The sequence below is a fragment of the Rosistilla ulvae genome (assembly GCF_007741475.1).
Classification (GTDB): Bacteria; Planctomycetota; Planctomycetia; order Pirellulales; family Pirellulaceae; genus Rosistilla; species Rosistilla ulvae.
Window position 1 is genome coordinate 5,728,865 of sequence record NZ_CP036261.1, and the last position, 23,949, is coordinate 5,752,813.

15 protein-coding genes are annotated in these 23,949 nt (G+C 58.4%); 5 read left to right on the plus strand and 10 right to left on the minus strand.

Translation table 11 applies throughout. From position 1 onward, the window contains the following. Positions 1-378 precede the first annotated feature (378 nt). The 4 genes from EC9_RS20255 to EC9_RS20270 form a co-directional block, all read right to left on the minus strand. Positions 379-3,096, minus strand: coding sequence for a tetratricopeptide repeat protein (locus EC9_RS20255; RefSeq protein ID WP_145347942.1), 2,718 nt, complete (start codon positions 3,094-3,096; stop codon positions 379-381). A 198-nt stretch (positions 3,097-3,294) separates the two neighbouring features. Beyond that, the gene (locus EC9_RS20260; RefSeq protein ID WP_218934299.1) at positions 3,295-5,589 is read right to left on the minus strand and encodes an ABC transporter permease; all 2,295 of its coding nucleotides are present in this window, start codon (positions 5,587-5,589) and stop codon (positions 3,295-3,297) included. After that, positions 5,586-6,554, minus strand: coding sequence for an ABC transporter ATP-binding protein (locus EC9_RS20265; protein WP_246105791.1), 969 nt, complete (start codon positions 6,552-6,554; stop codon positions 5,586-5,588). Before EC9_RS20265 ends, EC9_RS20260 begins: the two co-directional genes overlap by 4 nt. 89 nt (positions 6,555-6,643) lie before the next feature. Then, the gene (locus EC9_RS20270; RefSeq protein WP_246105792.1) at positions 6,644-7,087 is read right to left on the minus strand and encodes a hypothetical protein; all 444 of its coding nucleotides are present in this window, start codon (positions 7,085-7,087) and stop codon (positions 6,644-6,646) included. 157 nt (positions 7,088-7,244) lie between these two features. Between EC9_RS20270 and EC9_RS20275 the strand changes: the two genes are divergently transcribed. Both EC9_RS20275 and EC9_RS20280 read left to right on the plus strand, forming a co-directional pair. Further along, complete coding sequence (locus tag EC9_RS20275; RefSeq protein WP_246105793.1) at positions 7,245-8,219, plus strand: sensor histidine kinase; 975 nt, start codon at positions 7,245-7,247, stop codon at positions 8,217-8,219. Between the two features lie 77 nt (positions 8,220-8,296). Continuing rightward, on the plus strand, positions 8,297-9,043 hold the full coding sequence (locus tag EC9_RS20280) for a response regulator transcription factor (RefSeq protein WP_145347945.1): 747 nt from the start codon (positions 8,297-8,299) through the stop codon (positions 9,041-9,043). A 62-nt stretch (positions 9,044-9,105) separates the two neighbouring features. Here the strand turns inward: EC9_RS20280 and EC9_RS20285 are convergent, their stop codons facing one another. Beyond that, positions 9,106-11,622 (minus strand): DNA internalization-related competence protein ComEC/Rec2, encoded by a 2,517-nt coding sequence (locus tag EC9_RS20285; RefSeq protein ID WP_145347946.1) that lies wholly within the window; start codon positions 11,620-11,622, stop codon positions 9,106-9,108. Positions 11,623-11,876: 254 nt separating this feature from the next. Here EC9_RS20285 and EC9_RS20290 point away from each other — a divergent pair, with 254 nt between their 5' ends. After that, positions 11,877-13,400 (plus strand): sialate O-acetylesterase, encoded by a 1,524-nt coding sequence (locus EC9_RS20290; RefSeq protein WP_145347947.1) that lies wholly within the window; start codon positions 11,877-11,879, stop codon positions 13,398-13,400. A gap of 203 nt (positions 13,401-13,603) precedes the next feature. Here the strand turns inward: EC9_RS20290 and EC9_RS20295 are convergent, their stop codons facing one another. Further along, positions 13,604-17,479 (minus strand): AAA family ATPase, encoded by a 3,876-nt coding sequence (locus EC9_RS20295; RefSeq protein ID WP_145347948.1) that lies wholly within the window; start codon positions 17,477-17,479, stop codon positions 13,604-13,606. A gap of 49 nt (positions 17,480-17,528) precedes the next feature. Continuing rightward, the gene (locus EC9_RS20300) at positions 17,529-18,788 is read right to left on the minus strand and encodes a metallophosphoesterase family protein (protein WP_145347949.1); all 1,260 of its coding nucleotides are present in this window, start codon (positions 18,786-18,788) and stop codon (positions 17,529-17,531) included. 491 nt (positions 18,789-19,279) lie between these two features. Between EC9_RS20300 and EC9_RS20305 the strand changes: the two genes are divergently transcribed. Then, on the plus strand, positions 19,280-20,431 hold the full coding sequence (locus EC9_RS20305; protein WP_246105794.1) for a Na/Pi symporter: 1,152 nt from the start codon (positions 19,280-19,282) through the stop codon (positions 20,429-20,431). Positions 20,432-20,527: 96 nt separating this feature from the next. Next, positions 20,528-20,752: a hypothetical protein gene (locus tag EC9_RS20310; RefSeq protein WP_145347951.1), complete on the plus strand. Its 225-nt coding sequence runs from the start codon at positions 20,528-20,530 to the stop codon at positions 20,750-20,752. A gap of 183 nt (positions 20,753-20,935) precedes the next feature. Here EC9_RS20310 and EC9_RS20315 read toward each other — a convergent pair whose 3' ends face one another. The 3 genes from EC9_RS20315 to EC9_RS20325 form a co-directional block, all read right to left on the minus strand. Then, complete coding sequence (locus EC9_RS20315; RefSeq protein ID WP_145347952.1) at positions 20,936-21,502, minus strand: SpoVG family protein; 567 nt, start codon at positions 21,500-21,502, stop codon at positions 20,936-20,938. A gap of 33 nt (positions 21,503-21,535) precedes the next feature. Further along, complete coding sequence (gene ispE, locus EC9_RS20320) at positions 21,536-22,498, minus strand: 4-(cytidine 5'-diphospho)-2-C-methyl-D-erythritol kinase (protein ID WP_145347953.1); 963 nt, start codon at positions 22,496-22,498, stop codon at positions 21,536-21,538. 307 nt (positions 22,499-22,805) lie between these two features. Continuing rightward, positions 22,806-23,849, minus strand: coding sequence for a DMT family transporter (locus EC9_RS20325; protein ID WP_145347954.1), 1,044 nt, complete (start codon positions 23,847-23,849; stop codon positions 22,806-22,808). Between the last annotated feature and the right edge of the window lie 100 nt (positions 23,850-23,949).

Genomic DNA, 23,949 nt, shown 5'->3' on the forward strand with positions numbered 1-23,949 from the left:
ACCCTCCCGGCGTTGCCGGACGGGTGAAGTTGCGCGTTCTTCACCCTCCCCAAACGTAGTTTGAAGGGGAGGGTCGAACGAGCGCAGCGTTGTTCGGGGAGGCTTTGCGTGAGATCGACTCCGGCGTCTTTGACTCACGGACAGCCCTCCCCGAAAAACTTGCTAAACGCTCGTTTTTTGACCCTCCCGGCGTTGCCGGGCGGGTGAAGTTGCGCGTTCTTCACCCTCCGCCAGACGTAGTTTGAAGCGGAGGGTCGAACGAGCGCAGCGTTGTTCGGGGAGGTGAGTTCGCTGTGCAAAGATGTGTCGGTGCGACCTCGTGCTGTGCCCTCGTCGGGAAACTCGTTGGCTTTGCTGGGCGAATAAAGGTGGGCTGTCTTAATTGCCACCGCGAAAACGTTTCAGTTGTTCGTGCAGGTGGTAGTCGTCGGGAACGTCTAACAAACAGTTCATTTCGACTTGGATCGCTTGATCGGTCTCGCCCATCCGAAACAGGACCTCGGCCAACGTATCGCGGTAGGAATACGACTCGGGAAATTCCGCCACCGCCGACATCGACAGCTCCAATGCGCGATCCAAGTGGCGATTGTGGATCGCGGCAACCCAAGCGATGTTGTTGGCCATGTTGGCGTTCAACGGAAAGCGAGTCAGGTGTTTGGTTGCCGCAGCAAAGATCTTGTCCAAGGTTTGGTCGGCGAATTGGGTGTGTCCTTGTGCGCGGATTTCCAGCAATTGCTGCTCGGCAAAATCAATGTTGGCTGGGCTGGAGCGGAGCGCCATTTTCATTTGCTGTGTCGCCGTCGCGACGTCTCCGCGGTTGAGTGCCTGCCGCGCGGACGCTTCGTAAGAATCGAAGACGATGTTTTGGTAAGACCCCATGTCTCGCAACATCGTGGGACTCAGCGTCCGGTCCAGCAAGCGTTGGTTCAGCCGAGCGATCTCCTGTGGCGACTTGTTGTCCTCTAGTCCCAACAGCAATCGGATCGCGCGGTAGTGATACGAACCGGAGGAGTTCTCGGGAGTATCGTGAATGACTTTGTTGGCGTATCGGATGGCGCCTGGCAGATCGTCGAACTGACCGAACGCGACCGCGACGTCGAAGTACTGGGCGGCATCCAAAGCTAACAGGTCCAACCGATCGACGATCGCTTTCGCTTCGTCCTCTTGTCCGGCTAGCCGTCGCGATTTGGACAAACCGACAAGGGTTTCGGGATGGTTCGGAAAGCGTTCCCAGAGATTTTGATAAGAGTCCGCCGCGGCCCGCATGTTCCCCAATTGGAACTGCCGGCGTGCGAGTGCGGTCGTCGCTTCATAGTCGTTGTTTTGAGCGGCCCTTCGATAAAACGTATTGGCCCAGTCGTCGCGAGCATAAGTTTGGAAGAACTCGGCAATTTCTCGGCACAACACGACGTTGAACTGCCCATCGTCGCTGTCCAATTGATCGTACAACCAGGTTGCCAAACGATTCAGGTCGATACTACGATTCCAGCCCGCGGGCAATTTGCCGTGCGACAGATCGACCAACACGCGAGCCCGCTGTGTGACCGTCCAGCCAGGTTCCAGTTGGTCTAAAGCATGCCAAAGTTCATTGCCGATCGATGTTCCAAACAACGCTTCGGTCGCTTTCCCATCGCTCGAAGGCATCCTCAGCAACGGTTCGGCAAGTTCGATCGCAAAGGTTGAGTCGTTGCGTTGCAGCACCGTTTGGATAACTTCCAAACGGTGCATAATCCCTTCGCCACGCGTCAGCGACGAGACGCGTCGCAGCGCTTGCCGCGCCGCCGGAGCATAGCCTAACTGGTAGGCCAGCGAACAGGCGGCGAGGCAACGTTCGAAGGCTTGTGGCCGCTGCGTTGGAAGGTCGTCATCCTCCAGGTTTTCCGCCTGCTGTCGCGTTTCATCCGCCATTGCCAACAGGCTCGATTCCAGCGAGGCGGTATCGCCCCCAAGGATTTCCAATGCGCGCTGGTAATCGGTTTGCTGGACCAACAGTTCGGCCGCTTGAAGCGGCATTCGATCCGATAATACCTCGATGGCCCGATCGGTTCGGTCGACCGCGATCAACGTCTCCGCTGCTTCGAAGACTGTGGTTGTGAGATCGCTGCGATACCGTCGGGATTGCGACTGAAGCGTATCGATCGCCGTTAGGAAGTCGTCGGACGTAACCAGTTCGACCAACCGATTCACGATCTCGTCGCATTGTTCGGTTTGTTGGCTGCGATACAGTCCAATGATCCACAACAACATCGGTTTCGCTTTTTCACGACATCGCATCAAATAGGAGGCAGCGTTTTGAGCGTCATCGAGTTCGATGGGCTCGAGCAATTCCACCGCATCGGTTTGTTGTCGCGATGATTCGACCAACCCCTTCCAATCCAAAGCGGCAAACTGCAGACGCGACATCAATTCCGGATCGTCCTGGCCGGCCCATTGGATCGCTTCGTCCTGCATGCCCATCGTCCAACGGATGAAAACTTCGACCTTCCGGCGGCTGGCAGGCTGCATCTCATCGGCGGCTTGCGCGAGCGTGAGGCAATCGTCGTGGCTGCTGCCCATTTGAAACATCATCTGGCTGCGTCGGAGCGCGACGATCGGCATGTGCGACATCTCGCCTAACAGTTCGATAAACGGTTCGGACTGGCCTCTTTCCAGAGCGAGGTAGGCGAGGTAAGGGAAATGACGCAACAGATCAATTTGCACACGCTGACGAAACGCCTGGGACTTCGATTGTCGCAGCGCCACGTTTAACCCGCTCAATTGTTCCAACGCGATCAGGTCGGCAAGGCTGGGCTGATTTTCGTCGTCGGCACCGCGCAACAATCGGGCAACGTTTGCAGGGGTCTGTTGGCGAATCCCCAGTTTCCATTGCTCCTGAATCCAACGGGCCCGCATGCGCACTTCGGGGTCGTCGCTCTGTTCCGCCGCCAGCACCTCCGCCTCACTGCCCAGTTCCCACATCTCCTGCATGGCGTTCTGACGGTCGGAGAATTCGCGGCTGGAGAGCCTCTGCTGCAAGCGATCGTCATGGGGCGACGGCTGAGGCGATTGCGCCAAGGCGGGCGACCGCATCAGGCAACCGCTCACAAGAACAGCCACCGAGAACCAGCATCGTTTACGTTGCAGCAATCGCAGAATCATCGGAGACATCACCAAGCGTTTCGATTCAGGGAATCGGGATGCGGAATTTGCGTCTTTCTATCCTAACGCATCGCGGCGGAAACAAAAGTCAAATCGAATCTGTCCCCAACGCGGCGGTGTCGGGACAGCTGGCAGCCGCCGGAAACGTTTGGGGTGTTAAAAGTCTTGTCGCGAAACGTAGTAGCAGCCGCAGCCGAGCATCAAAAGCGTGAAAATCCCACAGTTCACCAACGGCTGCCAGATCTTCAAGACGCGTCGATCGTAGGCCAAATCGACTTCCGATGGTGGCCCGGCGGCGATTTCTCGCTCGCCGATCACGATCCCTTCGACAGTTTCTCCCAATTCGCCCGGCTTGGGGAAAACCGTATGGATCGGTTGGACGATCCAATCCTGCAGCCAGCGCCAAATACCACGCTCGGGTTGCCATGTTGCCTGGACCGAACCGTCGGTCAGGTCGAGCGCCAGAACATGGTCCAATTCGTAAGCGATCAACAATGTGTTTGAATCGCTCCAGTTCAGTTGGGCAATCGAACCTTGGTGCGGGATCGAGACGGGGATGGAGGTTCCCATCGACGTATCGATCACCTGGACCGTTTTGTCGGCAAACAGGATCGCGACGCGATCACCGCCATCGCGGGCCGCCCGCAGTTCGGTCGGGGTGCTAGCCGCATCGAGGTCGACGTCGTACAGCTTCTCCAGCGTTTGCAGGTCGTAGATTTCGATTCCCGAATCCTCCCGCGCGATCATCAGGTGTTGGGATGTCGCAGCGATGGCGCCCCGTTGGTTCGCCGCCCCCGGCAGGCTGATCTCTCGATCGATCTTCAGTCGTCGGTCTTCGCCGGCGGTCAAACGAATCAAGCGACCACGCGTGTAAGCGACCACCGATGACGACCGCGGTACGGCGTCGACACTCATCGGCGTATCGAGATTCAAGTCGGGAGGACTGATCACGGTGAATCCATCGGTTTCGGATTGCAGCATCGACATTAGCCCGCCGAACATACCGCTGTCCTTCTTCTCCGACGGTTCCGATTCCAGACCACCGGCGGCAGCTCGCGAGATGCCTCGCGTACCGTAGACGATCAACGCTCCATCGGAACCCGCAAGCATCTCGCGACTGCCCGGCGGAAGCTTGATACCATCGATCGGTTTCCATTCTTCTCGACTCGACAACAGCAACAGATTGTCGTTGCTGCCGGAGAACTGTCGGAAACGTCCACTCGAAATTTGGGCGACCAGAACCTGATCGGATTCGGGGAGAGCCAGCGGGCCGAGGGCGCGCGTTCCGCTGCCAAACTCCGTCTCCAGCAAGGTTTGCCATTTGGATTCTTCTTCGTCATACCGCAACACCTCCCCCTTCCGCGTCGCAGCGAACAATTCGCCATCCAGCTGGGCAAGTTGTGTGATCGTCGCTGGTTGAGCGACCAATTGATCAAACAATTCGTGGGTTACGTCGACCAGGAAACAAGCCATCCAAAAGATCACTGTCACGGCGATCGATACGATTGCGTTTCGCCAGATCAGTCCCGCCACGGCGGAAACGCTGTAGTAGACGACGAACAGAAAGACAAACAACGGAATGCACAGCAACAGGTTGTGGTTCCAGATCTGTAAGCGAAAGCCGACGATCAGCCAAAGGCCAACGATCATCAACGTGATGTTGACGAAGACGAACGAGCAGCCGCCGATAAATTTGGCAAGAAACAGCAGCGATCGGGAGATCGGTTTGCTGAGCAGCAGTTGCAGCGATCCACTTTGAAACATTTCTGGGATGATCGATCCGGTGACCAAGATCGCGATGAACACCCCTAACACGCCCAGCAGCAAATTGACGATTAATGGCAGCGCGATCTTGTTTAAGATCTCCAGGAATTGCGTTCGGGTGACGACAAACGCGTCGGGGAAGTCGAACGCAGCGTACCGCAATCGGACCGAATCGCCCGATCTTGGATGGAACGCACCGGGCAGGGCGGCTTCCAAACGCAAGCGGTTGCGACGGCGCAATTGCTCTTCGCTCAAGGTCTCCGCGTCGGCTTGGTCCAGTTCCCGCAGTTCGCTCAATCGCGTCGTCGATTTCCACAACTCGGCGTCGTGCCAGTCTTGTTTGTCCAACAAACCGTTTAGGCCGTCGAGTACTTCGTGCGTTCGCAAGCGATCGACGTTGGCTTTCCCCGCGTCGCGCAGCCGGGTTTGGATCGTGGGATCCAACGCCTGCACGACTCGCGAGGCGGCCGAATCGCGAGTCGACTTGGCCGACGATTCCAGCAACGATTTCAAGCGTTGGCTGCTGGTAACATCAAACCGCTTAAATTGCGTGGTGACTTCGTCTCGCACTCCCAATGGCGCAAGGACGGCCAAGAACAACAGAACGCCTAACAAGACAAGCCACAAGACGCGTGAGGCGAGCGCTTCGCGAAATGCATCGGTGATAACGGCGATGTACGGTTTCACAATGACTCGGGCGGTTGAGGCTGGACCAGGGAGAGAAAGATCTGTTCCAACGTCGACGTGCCGCGTTGAATCTGATGGATACTGGCACCCGCCGCCCGCAACGCGTCGACGGCGCGATCGAGATCGGCTTGCGGACATCGATCGATCAGCACACGCTGCAAGTCGGGATTGATCGTCTCGGTCGTTGCGGTCACGTCTGCTTGTGCCAATTTTTCGATCGCGTCGCTGGGCAGATGACTGACGATCAACGTTGCCGCGGTCTCTGCGTTTGTGCCTCGCAGGTCATCGATCGAACCGATCGCTCGCACTTCGCCCTGAGCCAGAATCGCAAACCGGTCGCAGATCGTTTCGACCTCTTGCAGAATGTGGCTGTTCAAGAAGATCGTCTTCCCTTGTCCCTTCAGTTGGTTGATGATGTCGCGAACTTGCGAACGTCCCAACGGATCGAGGCCATCGGTTGGTTCATCGAGGATCAAGAGATCGGGATCGTGCAACAACGCTTGAGCCAGTCCCAGGCGTTGGCCCATCCCTTTGCTGAAGCCGCGAACCGATTCGCGGTCGCGATGTCGAAGGCCGACCAATTCCAAAAGTTCATCGCTGCGGCGGGCGATCTGCTGCGTCGACATTCGGCTCAAGCGACCGTAAAAATTGAGTGCCGTTCGCGCCGTGTGATGCCTGGCGACGCGTAGGTTCTCTGGCAGGTAGCCAACACGACTGCGGCTGATCTGGCTGCCCGCAGCGTGTCCCAGCAACGAAGCCGTGCCGCTCGACTTGTGCACGATCCCCAGCAGGATCTTGATCATCGTCGTCTTGCCCGCGCCGTTGGGGCCCAGCAACCCGAAGACCTCCCCCGGTCGCACATCCAACGAGACTCCACGCAGGGCTTGTTGACGGCGTTTGCGGAAGATCCCTTCGCGATAGGTTTTGCGAAGATCCTGAATGTCGATGGCGAGAGGCGAATCCACGGGCGTCCGAATTTCTGCGTGTTGCGAAGCTCTTGAAAATGCACCGGACGTGTCACAGACACCAGAATCCACCGCGGGAGCGAAAAAATCTAGCCTGCCAAACGGGAAGCGACGTAGGCCAGATAAGCGGCGGCGACGCCAAAGGTCCCCGCGATCAATAACCGAACCGACGGGTGCCGCCACGAAAATCGGGAGGGAACGTGATGGTAGATCTCGCGAAACCTGTCGCGTTGATCGGGAGCATCAAAGACGCCATCCTCGATCAATTCCTGCAACCCATACTGGACCGAATATTCGATCACGCCGTAGACGCGCACGCGACGATCATCGGTCGAAAGGGCACGTCCTTCGAAGTACCACAATTGACGCCCAAACTGATCTTCCGTTTCATCTTGGTCGTCGACACAACGCAAACGCTCGACCCGCGATTGCTCCACATCGAATTGGCCGCGCTGCAGCGAACGACGACAATCGGCAGCTACCTGCCGAAGCGTTTGTTCAGAATACTGTTGTTTGCTGGCATGAGATGGCATCGGCTGTCCCTCCAAGGATCCGCCAACGAAATATGCTGTGAGTTGATCCAGACCTAACACCCAACTGGTTATTATAGAGAAGGCGATTCTTTCACGTCACGCTCGGTTTTGAAAAATCGTCCCGTTTTCCGCCTCTTTCCCACTCGCGAATTCCTGCATGTTCGAACGTCGCAGTATTAAATGGCCCGTAATTCTGGGCGTCGTCATGATCCTGTTGGTGGTCACGTTGACCATTGGCTGGGTGATTTTGACCGTTATCGGCGGACTCAAAGACCCTGAGAGTGCGCCGATCTATTGGGTCAGCCTGAGTATCGGGGCGGTGCTGCTGATTTGTATGTTGGCCGGCGTAATCGTCTACCTGACGGTGACCGTCAAAGCGATCAAGCTGAATCAACGGCAATCGAACTTCATTGATAGCGTGACGCACGAGCTGAAGAGTCCGATTGCAAGCCTGAAGCTGTACCTACAAACACTCAGTCGTCGGCAGGTGAGCGAGCAGCAGCGTCAGGATTTCCATCGCTTCATGATGGAGGATGTCGAGCGTTTAGATAATCTGATCAACCACCTGTTGGATGCGGCAAGATTGGATCGCGAAGCGGAACCAAATCCGGCAGAAGATTGCCGCGTCGATCAGATCCTGAACCAATGTGCACACGCGGTTTGTCTGCGATACCGCCAACCATTGGAGACGGTGACGGTGCATGCCGAACCGGCGATGATCACCGCGCCGCCGGTCGATCTGGGAATTCTGTTCCGTAATCTGATCGACAACGCTGTCAAATACAGCGGTTCCCCGCCGGAGGTGATCGTTCGCTTGCGGCCGATGTCCGCGGGCAAGTTGTGCATTCGGATCACCGACAACGGGCCGGGGATTCCGAAGGAGCTGCGGCGGAGAATATTTGGTCGCTTCATTCGCGTCGGTAATGAACTGGAGCGAGCCAAGCCAGGGACAGGGCTGGGACTGTATCTGGTCCGGACGTTGGTGAAGTCGCTGCGCGGCACGATCCGTGTCGAAGATCGTCGCGGGACGACGGGGACCGAATTCGAAGTGATCCTGCCGGGGCTGCGGATCGAACCTCCCGAGAACGACCCACCGGAACAATCGCATGTCGCACCGACGCCGCTGCTGTAACGCATCGACGGTCCCTATCGACCCGGCACTTAATCCAACACAATGTCGACTCCGAAACCGCGCAGACGAAGAAGGCAATGAAAGGTTCCACTCATATATTGATCGTCGAAGACGAAGAACACCTGGGGGTTGGCATCAAGTACAACCTGGAACAGGAAGGTTATCGTGTGACGCTGTGCGCCGATGGGCCGACGGCGCTGAAGCTGATCGAACAGATGCCCGAATCGATCGACCTGATGGTTCTGGATCTGATGCTGCCCGGAATGAGTGGCTATACGGTTTGCGAAACCGTCCGCGACTGGGGGCTGACTCTGCCGATCCTGATGCTGTCGGCTCGCACCTTGGCCGAAGATCGCACCCGAGGTTTCGACGTTGGGGCGAATCAGTATTTGGCCAAGCCGTTTGATCTGGACGAACTGTTAAGCCGCGTGAAGAACCTGTTGCAGCTGTCGCGGCCGAATCGAACGCCGCGAAAACCGAAACCCGAGCCGGTCAAAGAGGTCCGTTTTGCGACGACGTTCGTGAACTTCGAAACCTTCGAGGTCGAAGTCGACGACAAACCGGCGCGGATGACTCCCAAGGAGCTTCGCTTGCTGAAGTACTTCGTCGAAAACGAAGGCCGCGTGATCAGCCGCCAGGAATTGTTGACCGAGGTTTGGGAGCTGCCCGGCCAATTGCAAACCCGCGCCGTCGATCAGTTTATCGTGCGGTTGAGGAAAGTGTTTGAAGTCGATCCGTCGAACCCGAGGCATCTGCTGACGATCCGCGATGCCGGTTATCGGTTTGTCAAAGAGCCTGCCGATGCGGATGACGGCGAGGAGTAAATTCTCGCAGGTCAGCGGCAAGCTAATGGCAAGCCGCGACTGGCGGCGGCGGGCGCTTCGATTTATCCGCCTTTGGGCCAGGGGCTCTGCCGCCACGTGCGGACCACGATTCCATCTCGGGTGATGCTCACGCGGATCGCTCCGTCGCGGTGAGTCACAAATCCTTGGGCTCCCGTTTCGGTCAGCATCTTCCGCACCCGCGGTCCCGCGGCGCGCTTGCCGCCGCTGGCGATAACGATCGATGGATCGGCCCACTGCAGGATCGGAAAGATATCCTGCGACAGGCTGCCGTGATGCGGCGCCATCAACACGCCGCCAGGTCGCGGTCTCGATTGGCTCAACAGTAACGCGGTCCCCGGTTGTTCCAGATCGCCCGGCAGCAGGATCGTGCGATCGAAGCAATCGATCCGCAGCACGATGCTGTTGGCGTTGTCCTTCCCCGGCACGTGTTTGGCTGGCGGATGGAGCGCCGTGACGCGGCAATGAGGTTGCTGCAACAACAGGTCTCCGGCCGCAAGGCTTTCGATCGGAATCCCCTTTGCGTTTAAAACACGCTCGACTTCGATGATCCCTTGCTGTTTGTCCTCGAACAATTCGCGTGATCCCACGACGCGAGCGATCGAAAATCGTTCGGCTAATCCGGCGATCGCGTTGTAGTGGTCCGAATCGGCATGCGAGACGATCAGGCCGTCGAGATGCCGAATCCCCTCGCTCCAAAGGACAGCTTCGATCGGCCAGCGAGCGAATGCGGGATCGCCCAAGCGTCCCGCGTCGTACAGCCAATTTTCGCCGTTGGGAAACTCCAGAAGGACGCTTGTTCCGTGCCCCACGTCGATGAAGGTCGCGACCATGCGATCGGGATCGGCCCGCCGCGTCGCTAGCCCCATCGCGACGGCGAGCCAGAGGGCGGCGCAGGCCAGGACTGCAGGTCTCTTATATCGATGGGGCATCAGAAAAGCTGCGGCGGCGATCCCAAGATAAAAGACTGGCAGCATCCAGTGCGGTGGCGAGGGGAGCCAGAAGAACGCGCCGTCGACGTTTGCCAGTCCGTCGACCAGGCGAACTATGATTTGCAGCGACCGACTGCAGATCTCTCCCGATATCGAACCGAGGGGAAGCCAGATTCCGCCCAGCACCGCGGTCACCAATCCCGAGACGAGGGCCACCGTCAAAGGGATCCACAACAGAACGTTGGCGATGACCGAGATCGGCGTGATGACGTGGAAGTGGTGCCAGACGATAGGCAATCCGATGATCCAGATCCAGAAACTTATCGAGATCAGCTGGCGGACGCTCTGCCACGCGGTTTGCCCTAAGGCCAGCAGCATCGCCCAGCGGCTCTGCAGCAGTTCATCCAGCGGGTCCAGTTGAGGCCGTGGATCGGGCAGATCGCTGCACAACACGATCGTCGCGACCGCGAGAAACGAGAGGTGTGTGCCGATCTGGCCGATCGACAATGGATCGATCAACATCAGCAAGACCGCGGCGCTGGCCAGCGCGTTCAATGGATCGGAGCGTTTCCCGATCAAGCGACCGATCAGAAAGATGCTGATCAACGTCGCCGCTCGAACGACTGGCGGTCGCGCTCCGGTGACGAGCATGTAGGCCAAACAGACGCCGATCACAAATAGAAGGTTCGTGGTTCGCGAACCGCCCAGAAAGATCGCCAGCCAGGAAGCTGCAATCGCCACGATGCCGACATGCAAACCGCTGACAGCCAGCAGATGGATCGTGCCGGTTTCCAACAACCGATCTCGCATCGATCGGTCGACAGCTTCGCGGCGGCCTAAAACCAACGCCTCGGCGAGCGGAGCTTGTTCCGGTTTCAGGTTCGCCACAAGCGCCTGCTGACCGCGATTTCCAATCGCATCGATCGCGCGGCGCAGCGACCAGTTGCCCGCGGCAACGACGTCGATTTGCGCGGGCGTATCGACGTGCATGCGGACCAGTTGGCGACGGGCACGATAGGCCTGTTGCAAGTCGACCTCGCCCGGATTCGACGCGGCGGGAATGCGTTGGGCGTGGCCTGCGAAACGAATTCGATCGCCGTACAGCAGGCCAGTCACTTCGCCTTCAACGATCACTCGCGCTGTGCCGCTGGCCGCGCGGTAGCTGGCCCCATCGCGAATGGCCACCGCTTCGATGGTCATCAATGATTGCCAAGCCTCCGCCGGATGTTCGGATCGCTGTTCGGCGAGCACATCGGGCCGCCGTTGGATCGGGGAGCGGACGATCGCTTCGACCCAGATCGGTTGCCAAGCGTCGCTCAAGAACCCAGCCAACGTTTGGCGTTCGTATTGGTACAGTTGTTGATGGTGATAGAAACCGAAGCTGCCTGCGGTTGCCAGCAGGATCGCTGCGATGCGGAGCGGCTGGCAGACCCACGCAATCGTTACCACCGCGATTGCGACGGCGACCAACAGCGGCCAATGGTCCGACGAAATGTCCAAGCGATGATCGCACAAGATCCCGATCAAACCGGCCACGGCGATCATCAGCATCGGTTGCCGTGGAGCGTTGAGCAAGCGCGTCTCTCGCCCCAGTCGCGATGGGCAACTGGGGCTGTGTTGCGAACTCATGGTGCTATATCCCGCGCGGCCCGAAAAAACAAAGCCTGTGCCGAGGTCGGCGTGCCGGATGCGCACGCTAGGGTAAGTATAACATCTGCGGATGCCCGGACGGCAGTTTTCAAGGTTCCGGCGCGACGGGGGGGAACTGCCAAAAACGCCTCGCGAAAACAGGGAGACCGTTTCTTTTCGGTTTTGAATTCGTTATCGTTTCAACGACAGATTTTTTCCCACCTCAACAACCTTCAGAGAGCTACGGACCCACAATGACAAGTGACTTTCCGAGTATTCGACGGGCAATTTTCGGATTGCTCGTTTCCGCAACCGTCGCAACCTCCGCGATGGCCGACGTTCGCGTCCCGGCGATTTTCGGCAGCAACATGGTGCTGCAACGCGACCAAGCCAATCCCGTCTGGGGCTGGGCTGAACCGGGGGAAGAGGTCGTCGTGACGATTGCCGGTCAAACCAAAAAGACGAAGGCCGACGATCAAGGCAAATGGCGCGTGACGTTGGACCCGCTGACTTTGGGCGACGCCAAGACAATGGTGATCGAAGGCAAGAACCGACTGGAGTTCACCGATGTCTTGATCGGAGAGGTTTGGTTGTGCAGCGGCCAATCGAACATGCAGTATTCGGTCAATCAAGCCAACGATGCCGATCTGGAAAAGATGACGGCCAATTACCCTCACATTCGCTTGATCTCGGTACCTCTTGTTGGCGTGCAAGAGCCAAAAGACGATTTTCAAGGGGAGTGGTTACAGTGCACTTCCAGTACTGTCGGTTCGTTCTCCGCGGTCGGCTATTTCTTCGGCCGTCAATTGCACCAATCCCTCGGCGTGCCGATCGGTTTGATCGACAATTCGTGGGGCGGTTCGGCGTGCGAAGCTTGGGTCAACCGCGATCTGTTGGAGGCCGACGAAGCTTACGGGCCCCTGTTGGAGCGATGGGGCAAAGAGGAAGCACAGTATGAAAAATTGAGCGCCGCGGAGGCGGAGGATGACAAGCAGGCGAAGCAGCTGGCAAAACTAAAGCAACGCATGACAGGGCAGCATCGTCCCGGCAATCTGTATTGTGGCGTGCTGAATCCGATCTTGGGCTACGGGATTCGCGGTACGATCTGGTACCAAGGTGAATCCAACGCCAGCCGCGCGTACCAATATCGCGATCTCTTCCCGTTGATGATCAAATCTTGGCGCGAGGAATGGAACCAGGGAGACTTTCCATTCTATTGGGTTCAATTGGCCGACTACCGCAACGAAGTCAGCGAACCTGGAGATAGCGATTGGGCTGAGTTGCGTGAGGCGCAGACGATGACGATGGATCGTTTGCCCAACACGGGCGAAGCGGTGATCATCGACATCGGCGAAGGCCGCGACATCCATCCTCGCAACAAACAAGATGTTGCCAAACGGTTGGCTCGCTGGGCTTTGGCGAAGGATTACGGACTGGAGATCGAACACCAAAGTCCACGTTACAAGTCGGTAGAAACCGAAGGGAACAAGATGACGCTGACGTTTGATCACGTCGGTGCCAAAGGGCTCTATACCTTCGACGTCAAGCACCCGATTGGGTTCACGATCGCGGGCGAGGATCAGAAGTTTGTCGATGCCCAAGCGAAGCTGGTTGGCAAGGACAAGGTTGTTGTCTGGAGCGATGAGGTTTCCGAACCGGTTGCCGTGCGTTACGCCTGGGCCACCAACCCGATCGCCAACGTAACAGCTCGCAACGGCCTGCCGCTGACTCCGTTCCGCACCGACGATTGGAAGGGTGTTACCGCCGACGCGAAGTAGGCAGCAACAGCGACTGGTCAACGCTTCATGCTTCGCGTGTGAAGCGTTGCCGGACGGATCCGATTATCCGTCGAAGTTGCATGTTCGAAGCAGCCGATGTTTGAATCAACGCAACAACCCGCGGCACCATCGAGGATGCCGCGGGTTGTTCGCGTTTAGGACTTCGTGTTTCTAGCGAGCGTTCGCTGGTCGAAGGAAATCGATTATCGCAGGTCCTCGTCGTCGGCTTGCCCGACGCCCGCCGGTTTGCCGGCCCACCATGCGTCTTCGTGTTCCCAGGCGTTCCGCGGACCGGAATGCTCTTCGTCCGATTCGTCATCGTCCTGCGGAAGCGGATCGGTGTCGAACCAGACCCAATTGAGATCGACTGGTTCGAGATCGTCTTCGATGACGGGAGTAGGACGCCGTCGATGACGCTCCACCTTGGTCACGATCACGGGCTCGGGTTCTTCGTAGAACTCTTCGACCTCTTCCTCGATTTCGTCGATGATTTCCGGCTCGGGCTCGGGCGTTTCCGAAACGATCTCTTCGATCACTTCTTCCACGATCTCCTCTTCGATCGGTTCTTCCTCGGCAACCTCTTCTTCAGCCACCTCTTCGACCTCGGGTTCCTCCCAAGTCTCCTCTTCGACAGTCTCTTCGACCACCTCAGCGACTTCGGCGACAGGTTCCTCTTCGGGTTCCTCTTCGACGATCTCCTCTACCACTTCTTCGACGATCTCTTCTGGCGGTTCGGGCAACAGCACTGTGGCGACTCCCGGCGTGCCTTGTGGCGGCAGCAGACGGACTTCGGCGGCTACCTCGTGGAAGATCTCGACGATGTGTTCGTGGCAGGTGAACATCATCACTTGGTGCCCGAGTTCAGCGAAGTGCTGCAGGGTGCGGACTGCGTGCACGGCGCGGCGACGGTCGAAGTTGACAAGCACGTCGTCCAGGACCAGCGGCAGCATCACACCACGGCGAGCGTAGGCGGCGGCCAGAGCCAATCGCAGCGCGATGAAGACAGCTTCGCGAGTACCGCGGCTGAGGACTTCGATCGGCAACGCTTTGCCATCGCGGTTATCGACGTTCAAGCGATTGGTTCCCAGCGGCGTCCAGATCCGTAGGTATTTGCCATCGGTCAGCTGCTTCAAGAACGACGACGCCTCGCGAAGCGTTTCGGGTTGGCGTTCCTTTTCAAACGTCGCACAGACTTCGTCCAACAGCTTGCTGGTCATGCCAAGCGTTTGCCACTGTTCGATGCACTTGCGGATCTGGAGCTCGATGCAGCCGAGTTCCAGTTGTGCTTCGGTCAGTCGGCGGTCTTCGGTCAATTGCTTCATCTCGGCGGTCAATTCGCCCTGCCGGGTTTGCAACCCGCCGATCCGTTCCTTGGTCTGTTCGATCTTTTGATTCAACGATTCCCAGCGTCGATCGAGATCTTCGGCCTTGGTCTCTTCCAATACGCGAATCACTTCGCCGGAATCAATCTTTTTGCCGATCAACGAATCGAGCTTGGTCTGCGTCGCTTCCAAGTTCTGCCGCATCTCCAGCAGCGAAGTCTTTCGATCGACAAGCGCGTAGAACTGTTCCTGCGTTGCGACACCACATTGCGCCCACAGCGAGCGGCGGTTCTGTTCGTAGCGTTCGATCGCTCGGGCGTGGCTTGCGCTCGCCTTGCGGAACTGTGCGTCGTGCTCCTTGAGCTCGCGGCGCTTCTTGATCCAGTGCTGTTGGCGTTCGAGTTCTTGAATCATCTGATTCAATTGCTCCAACGGATCGGTAGGAATGCGTCGCGAGACCCGCGGTTCGTTGGATCGTCCCGAATCGGTTTGGCGACGCGAATCGTTGCCGCGCCGCGAGGGACGGTAATCCTCGGCCTCGTCTTCATCGTTGATGAAGTCTTTGACGGCTTGGATCGGATCTTTGAGGTCCTGTTGCGTCGCAGAGGCCAACGCACTTTCGGGCTCTTCCTCTCCCAATGCTTCGCGATACAGCGATTCGACGCGTTTGCCAAGGGCTGCGAGTTCCCGCTTCCGCTCCGCCTTCTCGTCGCGCAATTCGTCGACACGGCGACGCGACGCTTGCAGCGTTTCGTAACCGTCACTCATCTCCCGAATGCTCTTGGGCGAGAGCGATTCGGACAGCCCCAGTTTCAGGAGCGTGCGTTTCCAATCGGCACGCGCCCGTTTGAGGCCTTCGACAGCTTCTTCGGCACGTTTCCGCGCCGCCTTGTAACGTTGCACCAACGCCTGGTTGGCGTGATACAGCGGCAGCGCGTCCTCTTGAGCTTGCAGTTCCGCGAGCGCTTCACGCAATCGCGATTCCAGCGGACCGGCCCCAGCGGGCAGATCCTTTTGGATCTCTTCGTGTTCGCGTTCGGTTTCGCGGATCTGTTTGCGAACGACTTCGATCTGCCGTTCGGTGTCGTGTAAATCGCTGCTGGTACCGCGGTCGAACAGTTGCCGACCCATATACCACATCGCCAAGCAGGCCATGCCGATCAGCATCGAGAACATGCCGAAGGTTGGATCGCGTTCGGCGACATTCCAGATGCCCGTCGTCTTGACAAGGCCGTAGATCAATCCGACGCCACCAAACAGGAACGGTGCCGCCATGAAGATCGATCGATCGACAGGCAACGCTTCGGCGGTGGTTAGATTAATCGCTTCGTTTTCGAGTTCCTTGTAGTGTCGACGCAGCTTGTCGAGGTGTTCCTCGGTCTGGATCGCTTTGCGGAACCTCGCGATCACGGCGCCTTGCAGCTTGATCGATTCGTGCAGATCGTCGCTCTGCAAGTGTCCGATCTTCTCGCGCAGTTGTTTCTCCTGGACCTGGATCTCTTGGCGATCCTTCAGGCTCTCGTCGCGCGCTTGTTTGGCCTGGAAGAGGAATTCTTTGACGGTTCGCGCCGGCCCGCCCAGCGTCGCCAAGGTGGCTCGCGATAGATCGGGCATCTCCGATTTGGAGCCTTCGATCAGCGACTTGCGTTCCTCGTCGGTCAGCCCCAAGCGGTGTGCGTCGGCATCGAGTTGTTGCTCTGCTTTTTCCACCTGCTTGTCGAGCTTCGCGATCTGATCGCGAAGGGCTTCGATCCAAGTCGCCTGCTGCGATGCGGCTTCGATCCGCGATTGAAGGGCCAGCAAGCGTTGGCTCAGCGGCAGTGCGGCAGCTTTGTCGCGCAGTTCGCGACGCTGGCGTTTCACCTCTTCGAGCTTCCCTTTTCGCTCTTCGACCTGTGCTTCGATATGCACCAACTGCATCGGAGCGTCTTCGGGGAGATCGAGTCCGCGTTCGGTCCGTTCGATCTGATCGCGCAGTTCCTGGCGTTTGACCCAGGTTTCCCGCGCTGTCGAACCGACTTCGGTAACCCGAGCGTCGTGTTCCCATTGTCCAAGCTTGACCCGCAGATGTTCGATCTCTTGGATCTGCGTGCGGCGTTGGGTGGCCAGTTCCGCCCAGCGTCGACCGCGGCGGGTGAGTTGATCGACCTCGTCGCGAAGTCGGTCGCGTCGGCTGATCAGTTCGGCCAATTGGTGTCCGTTGCGATTGGACGATTCGCTGCCGAGGACCTGCGAACGGGCATCGCGCAATTGACGCGTGACGTCGACCAACGAAACGCGGTCCAGACCGCTGGACAGTTTATAGAGTTCGTCGGCAGCGGATGTGTCGTCGAGCGTGCCGAGTTCCTGCAATTCGCGGAGCCCGATCGCAAAGACGTTTTTGAAGATCGGTTCGTCGATCTGTCCCAGCAGCATCTTCAATCGATGCTCTCCCTGGACCAGCCCGTCGGTTCCGGTCACGGTCAGACTGCCGTTGCCATCGGCGTCGGTCAATTGGGCCCGCCGTCGCAATTCGTACCCACCGCCAGGACCGGTGACGCGCAGCGCCCCACCGGGCGAACCACCGTAGACCGGTGGCAGGTAACGCTCGCGGCGTTCGGTAGTAAAGCCGTACAGCATCGCGCGCAGGAACTGCATCAGCGTTGTCTTGCCAGCCTCGTTGGGACCGTAGAACAACGTCATGCCATCGGGCAGACTGTCGACGCTTAAACCCGTCCAGACGCCAAAACCATCTATTTGTAAATCTTTAATTTTCACCGGTAGACCTCCCTGTGACCGGTGGCGCGATCATTTCGCCATGATGAAACTATCGATACTCTTTGCCGTCACCAACCGTCGCGAGCCGCGGTTTGCCGCCACGCAGCAATTCCACCCCCAACAGCGTCGCGTGGTCCAAAGTCGCTGCGCGGCTGGCAGGATCTGCCTCGACCAACGCGGCTTCCATAGCGGGTGCCAATCCCGGATGTTCTTCGGTCAATGACGCCAATTGTAGGTCGCGCCCGCCTGTTTTACGGTGAGTTCCTGCAGCTCGCAGGAAGTCACCTAAGATCGTATCCTCTTCGAGCCACGATTGGGGAAACTGTGGCGGAGCTATCACGTCCAGTTTCACCGACCAAGCTGCCGGGCTGCCGTGTCCGAATTCGCGACGCAACCACGACAGCAGTTCTGTCGGGTCGCCGGCGCCCATCGGCGAATCGGCTCCCAAGTGAATTTCCCAGCCGACCAACAAATGCCGGTCGCCATGTTCGTGCTGCAAGCGAGCGATCCGTTGCGACAGCAGGCTTCGCAAATCGCTAGCGGTCCCTAGGTCCGCCCCGCCGAGTTCGACGTTCACGTAACGGAAGCTGTCCGATTCGATGAAGTGAACGCGGCTGCTGCCATCGGCATCGATGTCGACCAAGTGGAACCCGTGGGCTCCGGTTTCGCTGAGGCTGCGTCCTTGCGGCGAACCACAATAGCTTGCACCGACGCCCGCGGCACCGTCCAAAGTGCGGCGTTGATGTTCGCCACCGAGAGCCCAGTAATCGAAGCGGCCTTCGGCCAATGCGGTTGCGTCGCTGGTGCCGTAGCCCAACGCGATCGTGAACTCTTCGACCGGATCGTGCCGGAAACTAGGGACGTGCAGACCACTGCGTCCGTCGTTGCTGCGACCGACGACGACGGCAATCGTATCGCCGGCGCGACGCACGTACGCTTGTTCGGATCGATCCCTGGGGAAGACAGTCACGTTTGGGGGCAGAGCCAATCCGTCGCCTAGCTTGGCGAGATCGTCGACTTGCCCTGTCGTCCAGAAGACCTGAATGTTCTGTTGATGCAGCTGTTCAAACTGTTCGACCAGCATCGCCATCCCACGGGGACCGGCGGTAATCGGATGGAACAGGTCGCCCGAGAGCAACACAAAGTCGACGTTTTCGAGAACCGCGGTTTCGAAGACCGTCGCGGCCGCCTTCCATGCCGCACCCGCCATCGCTTCGCGCAAGTGCTGTGGGACTTCGTCTAGGTCGCCCAAAGGACGTTCCAGATGAAAGTCGCTGGCATGTATAAATCGAAAGGATTCGCCAGTCATCGTTCCCTCCTGGCCCGATCGGTTTTCAAATCTACCACGTCTGCCACAGCCGTGCGGCGCGCTCTGTCGGTATTATCAGTCGCAGAGTTTAACGAAAATTTGGATTCTTTACCAAGATCTGTTTGGGGACATAACGGAAATCGAGGGAAGAAAAATCGTGCGTTGATTGCTAGCTTTTGCGGCGATCTCCCCGCTTAAGGGGGCATGGCCGGCCGCCCCGACGATGACAAGTGGATAAGTATTTGGCGAATAAACGGCGAACCGTTCCCCTCTGCGGGTGGGGCTGGCCGAGAGGCCGATTGTTGCGAAAGCCCGCGAATCGTTGGTGCTGGCCTGTCCAAACGGACACGCTCAGGTGGTCTGGTGCCCCGTCTAGGGTTGTTGCTGGCTTTTTTAAAAGAACTAAACTCGGCCACCCCGCGGGAGGTCGAATGCTATCTGCCTCGCTCCCCTGGCAACACTACACCTTCTATTTATAGATGCGAGATCGCATGGACATTGCAGTACCGGAAGAAGCTTCCGAAGCGGCGTCGAATCAGAGCGCTTGGCGTCAGTGGCTGATGGTCGCCGGACTTGTCTATGTGCTGATCTGCGCTGTTGGTTTGATCGGGTCGGGGTTCAAGACCGCGACGGGCAGCCAAGCGAAAGAGATGTTCGAATTCGCCACCAATCCGTTTGCAGGCCTTGTGGTCGGAACCGTCGCCACCGCGTTGATCCAATCCTCCTCGACGGTGACCTCGATCATCGTAGGCTTGGTTGCCGGTGGCCTGCCCGTGTCGGTCGCCGTGCCGATGGTGATGGGAGCGAACATTGGAACATCGATCACCAACACGATCGTTTCGCTTGGGCATGTCCGCGAGAAGAAGGAATTTGCCCGCGCGTTTTCGGCGGCGACGGTGCATGATTTCTTCAATCTATTGTCGGTGGTGATCTTCCTGCCGTTGGAGATGGCTACCGGGTTCCTGGAAAAGATCGGCAGCGCATTGGCGGGCATCTTTGTCGTTGGCGATGCCTCGATGGGAGGCCTGAATTTCGTCAAAGCTGCGACGGCGCCGGTCGTTAACTTCTTCAAACAGAGCGTGGAAGGGATGGGGACGACCGGCGGCGGGATCGCCCTGATTCTGGCCGGGATCGTGCTGATCTTTCTTTCGATTCATTACGTCGGCAAGCTGTTGAAGACGTTGATGGTTGGCAAAGCCAAGGAATTGATGCATGCGGCGATCGGCAAGGGGCCCGTTTCGGGAATCTTCTCCGGCACGCTGGTGACCGTTCTTGTGCAGTCCTCCTCGACGACGACTTCGTTGATGGTGCCCCTAGCAGGGTCGGGCGCCTTTGGGCTGAAACAGATCTATCCGTTTACGCTGGGGGCAAACATTGGAACGTGCATCACTGCGCTGTTGGCCGCGACGGCGGTCGATGGGAATGCGGCGGCGGCGCTTCAGATCGCCTTCATCCACTTGACCTACAACGTCCTGGGCGTGCTGTTCATCTATGGGGTGCCGATGCTGCGGTATCTACCGGTCAAGGCGGCAGAGTGGCTTGGCGAAACGGCGTCGGAGAACAAGTTGGTCGCGTTGGCCTACATCTTGAGCGTTTTCTTTGTCATCCCCGGCATGTGCTTGGGTGTCACCAGCATGTTGTAGCGCGTGGCAATGGCCGGGAGTGGCCTGCCTTAATCCGCGGTCGCCGATGCGCCGCGATCGATTTCACCAACCCACATTTCTGAAGGGAGTTTATAAATGTCGGACCTGCCTCGGATGTCGATCAAGAGTCTTCGCAACCTGATCGCGGAAACCGAAACAACGCTACATGAATTAAACACCGAGCTGCAGCGTCGCGAGGAAGCCGCTCAGGATTCGGAGATCGAACATCTCGAAGACCACATGAAACATGCGGAGCTTTCGCTGCAGTCGATTCGCGACTTCTTTGTGATCTTGATCAATGAGTACCGCTCGCGACACTAGCGGTTTGTCAAACTTTGATTTTAGGACTGTTGGTAGTGGACGAGGTTACTAGGTCCCAATAATCTTTGGCGCGAAAGGACTCGTGCCCTCGTCCACCACGCTAAAGTCAAAAGTGGACGAAGCACTAGTGGTTGAGCGTCCCTGAGCGTCCCGAAGCGTCCCTGTGGTGTAGGACGCCGTGCTTTAGAAAACGCCGGCGCCAAAGCTGTCGTCGTTGTCTTTCCCGCCTCGCGGTGAGCTGGCTTCCCCGCTGGGACGTTGGTGGAAATGAGGCGCCGGAGGCGGAAGCTTGGCTGGCACTTCGGAGGCTTGGGGGGCAGCGGCCGCGGCGACATCTTCGTTGTCAAAATCGTCGTCGTAACGAGATCGGTAACCGGGCTGTTGGGCGCGTTGCAGTTCCAATTCGAACTCTTCGATCACGTGCCGTTGGATCTGTTCGCGGCATTCCGAATTGATCGGATGGGCGACGTCGGCGTACAGTTTCTGAGGCCCGTCGTTGTCGCCATTGCCACCACGCTGTTTGGTTCCGCATTGATTGCAGAACGGGGCTCGCAGGTAATTCTTGTGGCCACATCGGTTGCAGTGACCTGTCAGTTTACGGCTGGGCATCGCGACAAATGGCCCGTTGGTGCCGTCGATGATTTTCAAATCGCGGATGACAAAACAGGAATCGAAGGTGATCGAGCAAAACGCCCGCAATCGATCCTCTGAGTTTTCCATCAGCTTGACGCGTACTTCGGTGATATCCACTGTCCGACCCTCCCTAACCGAGTGCTGTTAAAATTATCCCAAATCCCGCGTGGGGCTGGCAATGCAAACCGAATGCGCTGCAAAAGCGCTGCCGATGCCGGCGGCTTGTAGGTTGTGAGCGATTCTCGATGCGACCGCCGCGTTGGGGCAGACGCCAAAACATGCTGATCCGCTGCCGGTCACCTGATATCCCAAGACGGGCGTTCGAGCGATCGCCGAAAGAACGCGGTCGATCCACTCGCTGGTCGCGCGAGCGGGCTCCGACAACCGATTCAATAACTGGGATGCGATCTGAGTGCCACGTCCCCCGACGAGCGCGGCGAGCATCGCTGCAGCGGAGCTGGGGCGCGAGGGAACTTGGCAGCGGCGATAGACCTCCGCCGTCGAAACGCTTTCCGGCGGATGGACGACGACAAAGTGCAGCTTGCCGCCGATCGAAACCGGATCGATCTGTTCGCCACGTCCTGTCGCGATCGCCGCGGACATCGACCCCTGCGGCGAACCAAAGAAGAACGGAATGTCGCTCCCTAGTTCTCCCGCAAGCTGCAACAGGCGTTGGTCATGCTGGTCGATCTGGCACAACTGAGCGGCGGCTCGCAAGGCGCCGGCTGCATCGCTGCTGGCGCCGCCCATCCCCGCTCCCGCCGGGATCGTCTTGGCGATCGTCGCGCGAAAACCGTCGGCGATGGAAAACCGTTGGCGGAATTGTTCCAGAGCTCGGGTCACGAGATTGTCTTGCGAGCGAGGGAGCGTGGCGACGGCCTGTGAACCTCGATAGCGCTCGACGACGGCCGCTTGATGTGGCAGCCAACCGCATTCGACGCGTACATCATCGGTATCGGAAAGGGCTACACGAATGCGATCGAAGCGATTGATCGCGACCATCACCGTTTCGAGTTCATGAAAACCGTCGGCGCGACGGTCCAGCAGCTCAAGAAACAGGTTCAGCTTGGCGGGGGTATTGATCTCAACCGCTGGGGGTTGGTTCGCATGCATGTCAAGTTGCTACCTAGCGTCAATGATGTTCATGCCACCGACATAACGATGGGGCTGCGGACAAGGTGTTCGGTTGCAAGCCCGAGATCTGTTACCAACGCGCGACCAAATAAGGAGAATACAAGCTGGAGTTATCCGCGCGTTGCCAGCAAACCTAAGAACGGATTGTACGCCGATCCAAGGGGGGGTCAAGAAAACAAATGGCAGCTTAAAGTGAGTTAATCGCACTTTATCGGGGGGCAGCACTGCCCAGTGCCCCTAAGTTGCCAGGTTTGTTGTGGGAACTCCCGCTTGCCTGCTGCGGCGTTCAATGGGGGCCGCCCCTGCGTTGTGGCCACAGCGCCAACGCGTTGGCGGCTAGGACCAAGGCCCCCCCGATTACCAGGGGCGTGCTGAACGTTTCGTTAGCGTAGGCGACGGTGCAGCAGAGGCTGAGCGTTGCGGGAAGCGTCATCGCCCACAACGATGCAAAGACGGGCTCAAGGGTGTAGATCACGGCCGCCTGCCCCGCCGAAATCATCGGTTGGTACTTGTTCATCCAAGCGAAAGCGATCAGCGACGGGATCGAGCAGAGCAGGATCAACATTAAATAGAAGGAGGGTTTGACGGCCAGCGACGTCCAACCGCCAACGGCTGATTCGGGGACGTGGAATTGCAGCCAAGCGAATGTGCAAAAGGCGAGCAGTGCCGTGGTGGCAAACATACTGGGGGTAAAGGCGATCGAGTGGTAGCGTTTGCCCAGTTGATCCAACAGCAGGATCTGGCCGCTGAAAAAGAAGACTGAAAGCAGGGTCAACCAGTCGCCGGTGGTCCAGGTCTGCCGCATGTCGGCGGCGAAACCGATTCGCCCGTCGCGCAATTGGATCACTTCCGCCAGGACGGCTACCCCGAACAGGGCCAACATCGCTCCGGCGATCACCGTCGGCCGCGGCATCCGCCGCTGGGCGATCGCCGAAATGATCGGGGTCACCACGACCACCAGGCTGGTAAGGAAACCGCTGCGCGAGGCGGGGATCGTCCCCAGGCCGATGACTTGCAAGATCAGCCCCATCACAAACATCGCCCCGATCGCGGCGCCGGCCAGGAGATGCGGCATCTGCACCTGGCGAAGCGTGCGGTGGAAGAAGAGCAAATAGAGAAGCATCGCGGCGGTAAACCGGATTCCGATCATCCAGGCTGCCGCAGAGGATCGCAGCATCGGCGATGCGGTCAGCTGTGTTACCGAGAAGTGCTCATCGACCTGCATGTTCAAGCACTTCATCATCGGAAACGAAAGTCCCCACATGCTGTTGACCAGCACCAGTGCGACGATGGCACGTCGACGATCGCTCGGTTGGACGGGGGCTAGCATCGCGGGGACCCAAGAGGCCGGTAGGCAGGGGATGGCAAAAGTTCCGATCTTAACGATTGCCGAATTGTTTCCCAGCCGACTTGCCTGCAGAACCGACAGG